Origin of the sequence: Flavobacterium humi, assembly GCF_004745595.1 — a bacterium.
Lineage (GTDB): Bacteria > Bacteroidota > Bacteroidia > Flavobacteriales > Flavobacteriaceae > Flavobacterium > Flavobacterium humi.
This window is the reverse complement of the sequence record NZ_SRLH01000006.1, coordinates 240,289-252,163: the sequence shown is the minus strand read 5'-3', so window position 1 is coordinate 252,163 and position 11,875 is coordinate 240,289. Positions and strand designations below refer to the sequence as shown.

The following is an 11,875-nucleotide window of genomic DNA, read 5'->3' as shown; positions in this document are numbered from 1 at the left end:
TTTTCAAGGTGCAAAGATGCCCTGAAGGCCGTTTGGGAAAGCCCAAAAACCGCCCAAAACACCCAAAAACGGATTAGCCCATGAAAAAAGGAGCGGATCCGGGGATTAAAAAGCATACCTATTTATATGTTAAGGAGGGAATGAGCGAATGAGCGGATGAAGGAATGGGCGAATTAAAAAATCCTCCGTTAATAGAAACTATACTTATATATTAAGGAAGAAGATAATGGATGAAAGGAATAAGCGAATTGAAAACATACCTATATATATAGGAGCAGATGGGCGGATGGAAAACATACCTATTATATATAAGGAAGGAATGGGCGAATTAAAAAATCCTCCGTTAATAGAAACTATACTTATATATCAAGGAAGGAGATAATGGACGAATGAAGGAATAAGCGAATTGAAACATACCTATATATAAGGAAGGTACAAATCCGCTAATTCGCTAATTGAAGCATTCGCTAATCAGGCCCGCGTGAGGGATCGAAGAGAAAATCCTTTTGGGGAGGAACGAAACAAAAGATTGCAGCGAAGAGCCCGGCCCGATGCATACAAAATAGCATTTTAGCAATTCACGCGGGAAGGGACACGCACAAAAAATACGATTAATTGAACTTGATGGCTTTTATAGGAGAAATTTTGGTGATGATGAATGACGGAATCAGCAGAACCAACAGGCAAATAATGATTGTTCCTATATTCAAGGTCAGGATATGCCAGAAATTAATGTTGACCGGAGCAACGTTGACATAGTAATTTTCGGGGTTGAGCTTTACGATGCCAAAGTATTTCTGGATAAGGAGCATTCCCACACCGATCAGGTTTCCCCAAAAAAGCCCCTTGGTGATAAGGTACAGGGCGTTGTATAAAAATATTTTGCGTACCGACCAGCTGTTTGCTCCGAGTGATTTCAGGATCCCTATCATTTGGGTCCGCTCAAGGATAAGCACCAGCAGGGCCACTGCCATATTGATCGTAGAGGCTACAATCATAATGATAAGAATGACCACGATATTGAAATCAAACAGCTTAAGCCATTCGAAGATGTAGTAGTATTTTTGTGTGATGGTCTGCGCATCGAGGGTTTTGCTCGGGTCTTCCCTATTCTGGGAATTGTTGTACACTTCCAGCCCCTTTTCGTCAATCTTATCAAAATCATTGATAAAAACTTCAAAAGCGCCTACTTCAGTAGGTTTCCATTTGTTGATTTTTTGGATATGGCGAATGTCTCCTATTATATAAGTAGCGTCAAATTCCTGAAACCCGGAATTATAAATACCGACGATTTTGAAAACACGCAGGTTCGGCAGTTGGCTTCCGTTCTCCTTCATGAAGAATGTATTGCAATTGTCCCCTAGTTTCAGCTCCAGCCTATTGGCTAAATATTCAGAAATGATGATTTCGGCGTTGAGTGGGCCTGTAAGATTCGGGATTCGTCCCTGAACGAGGTACTCACTGATGTTGCTCCAAAGAAAATCTTTCCCTACTCCTTTATAAACAATCCCTTCAAAAGAGGTTTCGGTCCGGATAATCCCCGCTTTGCTGGCCACGGCCTGTATGTGCTGGATTCCTTCGACAGAAGTGAATTTCGGGTAAAAATCCTGGTTGGTGGAAACCGGCGCCAGGCTTACCTGTGAAACATTGTCGTCAAAATTAGAAATAAGGATATGCCCGTTAAAAGCCGATACTTTTTCACGGATCTTTTGCTGCAAGCCTACCCCTGTGCCAACCGAAACAATCATCATTACCAAACCGATTGCAATAGCAGATATCGCAATTTTTATAATTGGCGCAGATATACTACTTTTATGGTTTTTAGCGTCAGATAAACGTTTGGCAATAAAATATTCTAAATTCAATGGCTATGATTTACAATTCTGTTTTCAAAAATACATTATTATTCCTTTTATTGGTAGTTTTTTCTTGCGGAAGTTCAATTAAGGAGAAAGACGTAAGTGATAAGAGACAAAACAAAGAAGGAGCAATCAAAAGCACCCCAACTTCAGCTATTAAGACCGGCGCAGACAATTATGAAGCCTATATGCCTTTGCTGAAAGACAAAAAAGTGGGCATTGTAACCAATCAGACGGGAATACTTTCCGACAAGACCCATGTGGTCGATTTCCTGCTGGGCAAAAAAGTGGACATCCGGAAGATATTCGCTCCCGAACATGGTTTCCGGGGCACTGCCGATGCGGGCGAACATGTAATAGACGGGAAAGATACCAAAACCGGATTGCCTATTATTTCCCTTTACGGAAGCAACAAAAAACCCAAAGCGGAACAATTGGCAGGGATAGATGTCCTGGTTTTCGACCTGCAAGATGTAGGCGCCCGTTTTTATACCTATATCTCTTCACTCCATTATGTGATGGAAGCTTGTGCGGAAAACAACTTGCCACTCATAATACTGGACAGGCCTAATCCAAACGGCGCCATAATTGACGGGCCTGTATTGGAAAAAGAATTTACAAGTTTTGTGGGGATGCACCCTATTCCTGTATTGCATGGGATGACAATAGGCGAATACGGAAAAATGATCAATGGTGAAAAATGGCTGAAAAATGGAATCCAATGTTCCTTAACTGTCATTCCATGCCTGGACTACCGTCGGGAAATGCCTTACAGCCTGCCTGTCAAACCATCGCCAAATTTACCCAACGACCAAGCCATCAATTTGTATGCGAGTTTGTGTTTTTTTGAAGGAACGAATGTCAGTTTAGGGCGTGGCACGGAAAAACAATTCCAGGTTTACGGTTCTCCATCTTTGCCGAAGAGCGCTTTCAGCTTTACTCCCCAACCTAATTTTGGTTCCAAAGAACCTCCACTTAAAGGCCAGTTATGTTATGGTGAAGATTTGTCTTCCATTGGTAAGGTAAAGCAGCTGGAATTGAAATGGCTTATAAAAGCGTACCGGACCACCAGCGACAAATCAAAGTTTTTTACTGATTTTTTTACCAAATTGAGCGGTACCAAGAAATTACAGCAGCAAATTGAAGCCGGGATCCCGGAAACTGAAATCCGGAACAGCTGGAAAAAGGGGATCGAGGATTTTAAAAAAATACGCGCTAAATACCTTATTTACTAATTTCCTGACCGAACTGCAGCAGGTAGCCGTTGTTGTCATACACTGCAAATTCGCGCATCTGCCATTCAAAGTCGCCAATTTCGTAACAAATCCTGCATTTGTCTTTCAGGATATTCCAAAGCGCGTCAACATCATCAACATTGATATAGAACGAGCCGGTAAACATGGGTTTTTCAAAAGGGGTATGCTCATTTGGTTTGGCCAACATAATTTCCGCTTTATCCTTCTGCAAGGCTGCCCAGCCCCATTCCGTATTATATTCTTCGCAAGTGAAACCCAAAACAGTTACATAAAAACCAATGGTTTCGTCTAATTCGTTGGTCCAGATCATCGGGCGGATGGGTTGGAATCTTGCCATGATTACACTTTTATTTCTATAGTGGGGTTTATAGCCAGAAGCCTGTCAATGAAATCCTGTCTTTCTTTGGGTGAAACCACTATCTCATCATATTTGTTATAATGTATCCAGATCCTGTTCAAAGAAAGAGCCCGAGTGCTTACAATGGAATTGGTCTTCTCAATTTTCCGGATGGAACGGATGTCGATTTTCCGGTTGCCTGCCATCGTCTTTACCGTAAGAGTGGCGCCATCTACACTATATTTGGTAAAATAAGACACAATCAGGATGGAACCGATTAGAAAAACGAAGGCCAGTGCGCCCAGCCATTCTCCCTTTATCATGCCGTAAACCGATAGGCAAATAGGGTACGATATCGGCAAGGCCAGCCAATAATTCATTTTTGATTTGTATTCGGTCATCATACCGGTATTCTTTTTTTCATTTCTTCTACAATATTATAAGCCGCAGGACAGATTTCGAGATTCTTTAAGGTAAGGTTGGAAATCTGCTGGAACTTTTTCCGGTCAGTATGCGGAAACTCACGGCAGGCTTTAGGGCGCACGTCGTATATCATGCAATAATTCTCGGCATCCAGGAAAGTGCATGGGACCTGCTGCAATACATAATCATTATCTTCATCGATGCGAAGGTACTGGTCGATAAACTGTTGTGGCTTTTGCCTGAAATGTTTGGCAATCCTTTCGATATCCGCCGAAGTAAAAAGCGGGCCGGTCGTTTTGCAGCAATTGGCACATTGCAGGCAATCGGTTTTCTTGAATTCGGCATCGTGCATTTCCTGCATCAGGTAATCCAGGTTCTTGGGCGCTTTCTTTTTAAGCTTATCGAAATACTTTTTGTTTTCGTTATGCTTATCTTTGGCTAGTTTTTGAATTTCGTTTAATGATGGCTTTAGCATTTGCAAAAGGATTATCGGTTAATTGAAAATCCAGGTACAAATTTACTCAAATTCAAGCAAAAAAAGGTGTAATTTATACAGAAGTCACACAGAAAACAATCAAACAACATCCTACCTATGAAAGACCTTTTCGGAAAAGCCATCCTCGATTTCCAAACTCATAATTCCCCGGAAGACCTCATTACCGAAACTTCCATTTCGGAACCGGATGAAATGAGCGTTGCCTATCTGTTCCGTTCCTTTGACGAAATGCCAAAACTCGAACAGGAAGCCTTGCTTTTAGCTAAAGGCAAAATCCTGGATGTTGGCTGCGGTGCCGGAAGCCATGCATTATTCCTGCAAAACCAACGGAATCTTGACGTACTTCCCGTAGATATTTCCTCAAATGCCATTAAAGCCTGCCAATTGCGTGGATTGCAAAATGCCCGTGTCCAGGATGTTTTGGATATCCGTGGCGAAACCTTCGATACCATCTTGCTCTTAATGAATGGGACAGGAATTTTCGGGACTTTGGCACAAACATCAAAATACCTGTTGGCTTTACAATCACTTTTAAACCCTGGCGGCCAGATCCTTATTGATTCTTCGGATATCATTTACATGTTTGACGAAGACGAAGACGGCGGGAAATGGATTCCCGGTGATGACTATTATGGCGAGCTCACGTTTACCATTTCATACAAAAACGAAACGGACGCGCCCTTTCCGTGGTTGTACCTTGATTACAACACCCTGCAGAATGCCGCCAATGCTAACGGGCTGCACTGCGAATTAATTTGCGAAGGAGAACATTTCGATTACCTGGCGAGGCTTTTTTAGGAGCTGGTCCGGCTGTCCGCTATATCTTTTAGCAAAAAACCGGCATGCTAAAAAAGAAAATACCGGTTTTGCTAAAAGGATGCCGCTCCCATCCGGGCTATGGCACTATCTTGATCAAGTCTGTTGTGGCTATAATATCCTGGAGTGCTTTGTATAAAACCTCCAAATCTTCCTGCGAATTGTACACATTGATAGAATACCTCAAATAGATATTCCCGTTTAAGGGCATTACCGGAATTTGGATTTTATATTTGTCATACAATAATTCTTTTAGCTCAGATGGCTTTTCTGTACGAGTGGGAATACTGGCCATCTGCCCTAAAAATTCAGTCGTGACAGGACAAATCGGTTTGGTGTGCAGCAAATCGCAAAAACGCTGGTAATTATCCAGGACCATTTGCCTGCAGGCGCTGTACTTTTCTTTCCAGTTATTTTCATTTAGGAAATCGATCACTTTTGGGGTACACATAAACTCCGAAACATCCCTGGTTCCCTGGTATTCGTGATAATCCAAAAAACGGCTTTCGCCAGGAGCGTCACTTTCATATCCCCAACTGACCACCAAAGGATCCAGGTCTTCCTGAAACTCCTTTTTGACATACAAAAAAGAGCTTCCTTTAGGAGCCAGCATCCATTTGTGCAGTGTTCCGGTATAATAGTCCGGATTAAGATCCGTGATATTCAAATCAATATGCCCCGGGACATGTGCCCCATCAACAATAGTGATAAGCCCTAATTCCTGCGCTTTATCGCAAATTTCCTTTACCGGGAAAATCAATGCCGTGGCACTCGAGATCTGATTGATAAACACCACTTTCGTTTTAGAAGAATACCCTTTCCAAAATTCTTCCAGGATTTGTTCCTTAGAGGTAATTGGCAATGTAATTTTTTGCCTGATATAGTTGACCCCGGTTTTCTTGCTATAAAAATGCCAGGTTTTGTCCATGGCTCCGTATTCATGGTCCGTAGCCAGGATTTCGTCACCGGCCTCCAGCTTCAGGCTTCGCATGATTGTATTGACAGCCATTGTAGGATTTGGACTAAAAAACAGGTCCTGCGGCTGGCATCCGACAAATTCCGCTAAGCGTTCCCTGGCAGTCTTTAAATAATTGGCGGCCTTTTTTTGCATAAAATACACCGGTTCGAACTCCAATTCCTGCTGTATCCTCTGGAATTCTTCAAAAACTGGTTTGGGACAGGCTCCAAAAGAACCGTGGTTTAAAAAAGTGATATTTGGATTGATCTGAAAATGCGACTTCATAGTTTAGTTTTCAGTAAAAATAAAAAATCCCAAACAATGTTTGGGATTTTATCTACTATTTAATCGTAATCGGGAAATTGTACATTACCGCTACATTTGTTCCTTTTTGCCTTCCGGGGGTCCATTTCGGGCATTTTGCCAAAACCCTTTTGATCTCATTACCGGCATTGCCCACATCTTTAAGGATGTTGATTTGGGTAACACTTCCGTCAACATCAATAACGATACTTACCTGGACTGTTCCCGTCGCCCCGCCTTCATCTTCTTCCGGGACCTGGTAATTTTTCATCACAAATTTCATAAACTCACTAATTCCTCCCGGGAATAATGGTTTAACTTCAACAGATTCATATTGTACCGGGATTTCAACTGTAGTGTCCAAAACGTTGGAAAAAGCCAGTGTCCCGATAAAAAAACTCAATACTAAAATGGTAATTTTTCTCATAAATCAATCTCATTGCGGGCTATAAAACCGAATTAGTCCAATCCTAATTCAGAATTTTCAAGCCGACAATGATACAACCGATTCGTCAGCATACAAAATATAATCGACGAAATACCACTAAAGTACTAAAAACCAATATTTTACTTACACAACTTGGTTTCCAATGGGTTTTGGGCAAAAAAAAACACCGGAGTGAATCCGGTGCCTGTTTTTTTTAATTTCGTACTGTTATCGGGAGCGTATACAAGACCCGAACCGGTTTCCCTCCCTGATCTCCGGGAGTCCATTGAGGGGAAGAACGCAAAACTCTTTTTACTTCCTCTCCAGTGCCATGTCCTAAGTCCTGGATTACCTTGATCTCACCAATTGTGCCGTTAGCCTCTATAATAAAAGTAACTTTTATGACACCGGAAAGGTCTTCCACTTCAGGTGCCCTGAAATTCTTCCCGACAAATTTGATGAATTCATTATTCCCTCCTGGGAAAATAGGCTGATTCTCCACAGTTTCAAATGGGACCGGGATTCCTTTTACATTATTTAATGGTGCTTGTCCAAAAATAAACTGCGTAACAATCAACGCCAACATTAGTAGCAATTTCCTTTTCATAACAATGTGGTATTTAGGTTAAATTTTATTTTAAGCTATACCTTTTACTTGGTAGTTAAGTTATTTTCTTTGGGGCGAAAATACCTTTAATTCATTTATTTTGTTAAATAAAAGATAAAAATAAGTCAAATCCAAATAAACCACAAAAAAATGCATGTTAAATTTTAACATACATTGGAAATATGATGATTGCAGCAATAATCCCTCAAAAGCATTGTCATCCTTTTCGCATCATTCCTTTCTCCCGGAATCTATTTCCTTCTCTGTCGGTTCCACTTTCCGGCCTTGCTCTTTGTTTCCTTTTTGGACGAATTCCATAGGGAACCTTACGTTCAGGCTGGTAGGTTTTCCTCCTCTTTTGGCCGGTTGCCATTTCGGGGCGGTTTTGATAACACGGATGATTTCGGTTGCCATTTCCACATACGGAAATTCGACTATCCTTACGTCTTTGATTTCACCGGTTTCGGAAATAACAAACGTAAATACTATTTTTCCGGGTTTGGTAATCTTGGAGCGATCCAGGCGGGAGTATATGAATTCATGGAATTTCTCTATTCCGCCGCCATTAAACCTGGCTTCGACATAATCACCATTTAGATATACTTCATCTTCTCCTGAAATCTGGGCATTTGCCACTACAGGAGCAACTAGTAAAAAAAATAAAAGAAACAATCGCATGGGCAAAAAAATCAAGGTATGTTTAAGTATTTATGAGTTTGCAATGATACTCTCCATTTTGGGTTATTCATTACATAATCTACGATAAGAGGCGTCATTTCTTCTTTTTTGCTCCATTCCGGCTGAAGGAAGAGTATGGCATTAGGATTCACTTTTGCTGCCTGTTCTTCCGCGAAAATAAAATCATGTTTGTTATAGATGATCACTTTTAATTCATTGGCAATCGCATAAGCACCGGCAACCGGAAGCTTATTTTTTTTTGGAGAAAGGCAAAACCAGTCCCATTCCCCGGTAACGGGATATGCCCCGGAGGTTTCGATATGTACCCGAAGGTTTTCTTTTTTTAACTTCCCAGTCAAAAGGCCCATGTCCCATGTTAAAGGTTCTCCGCCGGTAACCACAACGGTTTCAGCGTATTTTTTTGCATTTTGGACAATGATATCTGTTTTGGTAGGCGGATGCAGTTCGGCATTCCAGCTTTCTTTGACATCACACCAATGACAACCCACATCGCAACCGCCAATCCTAATGAAATAGGCTGCTGTTCCTGTGTGGTATCCTTCGCCCTGAATGGTATAGAATTCTTCCATCAGCGGAAGCATATCCCCTTTTTCAACGGCAATTTGAATTTCTTTTGTAAGCATCTGTATTTAAAATAGTTTGCAAAGGTAGTCAATTTGTATGGTTAGTGTATCCGATTGTTTGTTTTTTAGACAGGCGGGCAATTAAAAAGCCAGGTTGCAGCCCAGATAGAGCCGATATCCTTGTTATGGCTGTTGTGGCAACACAGCCATAACAAGATAAAGGCGAAAGCTGGAAAAGCTGCCCATAAAAAAACCGCCCGGATTTTCATCAGGACGGTTTGTATATTTGTGTTGTAATGCGGTTATTTCAACGCTTTTAGGATATTCTGGCTATCCGCATTGGTAGGATCAAGGGTTAACGCTTTATTGATATATTCAGACGCTTTTGCCTTGTCTTTTTTATTGTGCAGGGCCAAGTTCTGGTACGCTTCAATAAATTTAGTTTTGTTAGCCGGTTTGGAAAGCTCGGCATCTCCTTTTTCAGTAACTACCCTGATGTAATCCTCGTAGCTTTTGGCCATTTGTGCCTGTGCAGCCGCATCCGACTCCATCAAACTGTTTACCCTGGCTCTGTAAATATAAGCCTCTTGGGTTGTTGGCGAAGCAATAGTCACGTTTTCAAACGCTTTATCCGCTTTTTTCAAACTTACTACATCTACTTTTTCGCCAGCTTCCTTGTAAGCGTTTTCAAAATAAATGGCATATCCTAAATAAAAATTATCATACAGGTAATTTTTAGAGTTTGGATTGGACGTAGCCACTTCGTAGATCGCAGCAGCATATTTGTATAATTTTTGGTCGAATAAGCCTTTCCCGATATCGTTTAGGTCATTAGCCATCGGCTTGTCCATATCTACCGCTTTTCTGATGTTTGCCACCGCAGTATTGAACAATGGTTCGTCCACTTTTATTTTTTCTTTGCTGTCCGGCGCCATGGTAGGGATCGCTTTTTTGATTTGGGCAAGGCCAAGGTATAGGTAATCCCTTCCGATAATTTTATTGGTTGGTTTTCCAGTGTAATCTTGCAAGGCTTTGATCGCAGCGTCAGCATTTCCGTTTTCATAAGAAGAATAACCTAAATAACGTAAGATCCTAGGGTTTACATTATCCAATTTCTTCATTTCATTCGCTTCTTTCTCAAGAGCCACATAATCTTTCGCCAAGATCAGGAAATCGGCATGGCGCATACGCGAAGCCAAAGAATAATCGGTCAGGCTCATGTATTTTTCATAGAATCCCAACGCTTTTTCTGTGTATTCTTTGTACTTTGCCTTGTCGTTATTCCCCCATAAATAGTACGTTTCGGCAAGCTCGCGGTATACCGGGCCGTAATTGGCATTGGAAGCCACAACATTGTCAAATGCCGTTTTTGCTTCAGGGAATGCTTTTGCCCCTTTAAGCAAAACCCCTAATTGCATTTTAGCTCGCAACAAAGTAGGATCGGCATCGAAAGCATTGCTATACGCCTTATAAGATTCGTTTTGGTTTCTATCCGCATAATAAGCATCTCCAAGAGTTATCAGCAATTGCGGGTCATTCGGCTGGATTGTTTTTGCTTTCAGCAACGTGGCAATCGCTTTCTTGTAATCCGGTTTTTCCGAATTGATCAATGCTTTCCCAATATAAACATATTGTTCAACATCTTTTTTCTTGGCGTCTTTCAGGGCTTGGTCAAAATTAAACTGTGCTCCTGCCTCGTTTCCGTTATCCAGGTCGATTTGACCCAAACCGATATAATTAAATCCAGGATTTTCCTTTGCTGTTAATCCTTTTTGGAAAAATATCTTAGCAGAATCAGCCTGGTTTTGCTGTAAATATACATTCCCTAATAAGAACGCCGCCTTTCCGTTGTCCGGTTTGGCACTTACAGCTGATTTCAAAATAGATTTTGCTTTTTCGTATTGTTCTGCATCGATCGCTTTTTTAGCAGATTCCACTTCCTGCGCATGGGCAGCAAATCCTAAGGCTACTAAAGCGATACTAAAAACTTTAACTTTATTCATTTTAGTTGATATTAATTTATTCTTTCTTCTCGATTTCTTTTCGGATGACAATATTCCGGCTCGGTATCCTTACGGGCGACAATCCTGATTTAAGGATAATCCTCTGGCCAATCTCTCCTGCTACAAAGGAAGCAAATCCCATGCCTAAACCCGAAAATCCTTGATAATTTAACATTTTAATTTCACGGGTAAGAGGATAATCTCCTGTAAATATGTTCTCCTGGCTAGGATAAACATATCCTTTTGTTTTGGAAGATTTAACACTTAAAATCCTTACCTGTTTGACAACATCTGTCATGTCAGGTTTTGGCTGGAATAGCCAATTTACTCCTACAACACCAATCATCCCTTCGTTTTTGGCAACAAACTGAATCACTTCATTGTTGGTATCAAAGGAAAATATCTTTTCTTTAGGCAAAGCATTTACTTTGGCCAATTCTTTAAAATAACGTACCGTACTTGAATTTGGATTGTCAAAAACCAGTCCTTTAAAACCGCTCTGGTCCTTGCCTTGCACAAAGGTAATCACATTCTGCAAATCGATAAGCGTATCCTTGTTATTTTTGTGGCAAACAAACGCGATTGCATCAGTGGCCAACGGAGTAATCCTTGGCGTAATCTTTTTCGCTTCGAATATTTCAGCTTCATTTTTAGTTAGTTCCCGAGGCAAAACAGCTAACTGCTGCTTGTTTTTTGACAATAGCTGCACTATCTCCGATTCGGACTTGCCTATTAAAGTGACAGTGGCATTGTACTGGCTTTCAAAAACATCAACCTGGTCTTCCATAACCGGAAGCAAAGTCTCATCCACAAGTATTGTTGCCCTTCCTTTGAGGATTGTTTCCTTATCCTTGCTGTTTGCTTTTTTGTCACAGGCCAAGGCGATTATAAAAAGTAAAAAAACAGCGTAAAAAGTTATTTTTTTCATGCTCATGATTTTTGAAAGAAACGAATAAAACGCAAAAAAGCGTAAATTATTATAATAATACCAAAAGCCATCCTATAGCCGTCCGGCATAGCAAGGGGCAAACCTTTCCAGAAGATGACTGCCAGGCCAAAAGCCAGGTAAAGCAAAAAGAACAGTATACCTATAACGAGAAGAAATCGCTCTTTGAGCGATTTCTTCTG

At 41.0% G+C, this 11,875-nt stretch carries 13 protein-coding genes; 2 read left to right on the top strand and 11 right to left on the bottom strand.

The window, feature by feature from the left end:
- Window positions 1-611 precede the first annotated feature (611 nt).
- The gene (locus E4635_RS12520; RefSeq protein WP_135527040.1) at window positions 612-1,865 is read right to left on the bottom strand and encodes an ABC transporter permease; all 1,254 of its coding nucleotides are present in this window, start codon (window positions 1,863-1,865) and stop codon (window positions 612-614) included.
- A 5-nt stretch (window positions 1,866-1,870) separates the two neighbouring features.
- Here E4635_RS12520 and E4635_RS12515 point away from each other — a divergent pair, with 5 nt between their 5' ends.
- Window positions 1,871-3,094, top strand: a complete 1,224-nt coding sequence (locus E4635_RS12515) for an exo-beta-N-acetylmuramidase NamZ family protein (RefSeq protein ID WP_169630262.1) — start codon at window positions 1,871-1,873, stop codon at window positions 3,092-3,094.
- On the opposite strand, the gene E4635_RS12510 is transcribed toward E4635_RS12515, so the two are convergent.
- The 3 genes from E4635_RS12510 to E4635_RS12500 are packed head-to-tail and all read right to left on the bottom strand — an operon-like array spanning window position 3,084 to window position 4,350.
- Entirely contained in the window at window positions 3,084-3,452 is a 369-nt protein-coding gene (locus E4635_RS12510) for a VOC family protein (protein ID WP_169630261.1), read from the bottom strand. The genes E4635_RS12515 and E4635_RS12510 overlap by 11 nt on opposite strands.
- A 2-nt stretch (window positions 3,453-3,454) precedes the next feature.
- Window positions 3,455-3,856, bottom strand: a complete 402-nt coding sequence (locus tag E4635_RS12505) for a PH domain-containing protein (RefSeq protein WP_135527038.1) — start codon at window positions 3,854-3,856, stop codon at window positions 3,455-3,457.
- On the bottom strand, window positions 3,853-4,350 hold the full coding sequence (locus E4635_RS12500) for a YkgJ family cysteine cluster protein (protein ID WP_135527037.1): 498 nt from the start codon (window positions 4,348-4,350) through the stop codon (window positions 3,853-3,855). The genes E4635_RS12505 and E4635_RS12500 overlap by 4 nt, the downstream gene beginning before the upstream one ends.
- Before the next feature lie 117 nt (window positions 4,351-4,467).
- On the opposite strand from E4635_RS12500, the gene E4635_RS12495 reads away from it, so the two are divergent.
- Entirely contained in the window at window positions 4,468-5,169 is a 702-nt protein-coding gene (locus E4635_RS12495) for a class I SAM-dependent methyltransferase (protein ID WP_135527036.1), read from the top strand.
- Between the two features lie 97 nt (window positions 5,170-5,266).
- Here E4635_RS12495 and E4635_RS12490 read toward each other — a convergent pair whose 3' ends face one another.
- From E4635_RS12490 to E4635_RS12460, 7 genes are all read right to left on the bottom strand, one after another.
- Window positions 5,267-6,430, bottom strand: a complete 1,164-nt coding sequence (locus E4635_RS12490; protein WP_135527035.1) for an aminotransferase class V-fold PLP-dependent enzyme — start codon at window positions 6,428-6,430, stop codon at window positions 5,267-5,269.
- A 55-nt stretch (window positions 6,431-6,485) separates the two neighbouring features.
- The gene (locus tag E4635_RS12485) at window positions 6,486-6,875 is read right to left on the bottom strand and encodes an energy transducer TonB (protein ID WP_135527034.1); all 390 of its coding nucleotides are present in this window, start codon (window positions 6,873-6,875) and stop codon (window positions 6,486-6,488) included.
- Between the two features lie 214 nt (window positions 6,876-7,089).
- Entirely contained in the window at window positions 7,090-7,482 is a 393-nt protein-coding gene (locus tag E4635_RS12480; RefSeq protein WP_135527033.1) for an energy transducer TonB, read from the bottom strand.
- A 231-nt stretch (window positions 7,483-7,713) separates the two neighbouring features.
- Window positions 7,714-8,160, bottom strand: a complete 447-nt coding sequence (locus tag E4635_RS12475) for an energy transducer TonB (RefSeq protein ID WP_135527032.1) — start codon at window positions 8,158-8,160, stop codon at window positions 7,714-7,716.
- Between the two features lie 11 nt (window positions 8,161-8,171).
- Window positions 8,172-8,804 carry a 7-carboxy-7-deazaguanine synthase QueE gene (locus E4635_RS12470; RefSeq protein WP_135527031.1) on the bottom strand — a complete coding sequence of 211 codons (633 nt, stop codon included), beginning with the start codon at window positions 8,802-8,804 and terminating at the stop codon, window positions 8,172-8,174.
- Window positions 8,805-9,046: 242 nt separating this feature from the next.
- On the bottom strand, window positions 9,047-10,747 hold the full coding sequence (locus E4635_RS12465; RefSeq protein ID WP_135527030.1) for a tetratricopeptide repeat protein: 1,701 nt from the start codon (window positions 10,745-10,747) through the stop codon (window positions 9,047-9,049).
- Between the two features lie 16 nt (window positions 10,748-10,763).
- Entirely contained in the window at window positions 10,764-11,675 is a 912-nt protein-coding gene (locus E4635_RS12460) for a PstS family phosphate ABC transporter substrate-binding protein (RefSeq protein ID WP_135527029.1), read from the bottom strand.
- Window positions 11,676-11,875 lie beyond the last annotated feature (200 nt).

What these genes read in the sequence shown, in the direction of transcription:
- E4635_RS12515 (WP_169630262.1), top strand. Translation starts at nt 1,871, where the DNA reads ATGATTTACAATTCTGTTTTCAAAAATACATTATTATTCCTTTTATTG.
- E4635_RS12510 (WP_169630261.1), bottom strand. Translation starts at nt 3,452, where the DNA reads ATGGCAAGATTCCAACCCATCCGCCCGATGATCTGGACCAACGAATTA.
- E4635_RS12505 (WP_135527038.1), bottom strand. Translation starts at nt 3,856, where the DNA reads ATGATGACCGAATACAAATCAAAAATGAATTATTGGCTGGCCTTGCCG.
- E4635_RS12500 (WP_135527037.1), bottom strand. Translation starts at nt 4,350, where the DNA reads ATGCTAAAGCCATCATTAAACGAAATTCAAAAACTAGCCAAAGATAAG.
- E4635_RS12495 (WP_135527036.1), top strand. Translation starts at nt 4,468, where the DNA reads ATGAAAGACCTTTTCGGAAAAGCCATCCTCGATTTCCAAACTCATAAT.
- E4635_RS12490 (WP_135527035.1), bottom strand. Translation starts at nt 6,430, where the DNA reads ATGAAGTCGCATTTTCAGATCAATCCAAATATCACTTTTTTAAACCAC.
- E4635_RS12485 (WP_135527034.1), bottom strand. Translation starts at nt 6,875, where the DNA reads ATGAGAAAAATTACCATTTTAGTATTGAGTTTTTTTATCGGGACACTG.
- E4635_RS12480 (WP_135527033.1), bottom strand. Translation starts at nt 7,482, where the DNA reads ATGAAAAGGAAATTGCTACTAATGTTGGCGTTGATTGTTACGCAGTTT.
- E4635_RS12475 (WP_135527032.1), bottom strand. Translation starts at nt 8,160, where the DNA reads ATGCGATTGTTTCTTTTATTTTTTTTACTAGTTGCTCCTGTAGTGGCA.
- E4635_RS12470 (WP_135527031.1), bottom strand. Translation starts at nt 8,804, where the DNA reads ATGCTTACAAAAGAAATTCAAATTGCCGTTGAAAAAGGGGATATGCTT.
- E4635_RS12465 (WP_135527030.1), bottom strand. Translation starts at nt 10,747, where the DNA reads ATGAATAAAGTTAAAGTTTTTAGTATCGCTTTAGTAGCCTTAGGATTT.
- E4635_RS12460 (WP_135527029.1), bottom strand. Translation starts at nt 11,675, where the DNA reads ATGAAAAAAATAACTTTTTACGCTGTTTTTTTACTTTTTATAATCGCC.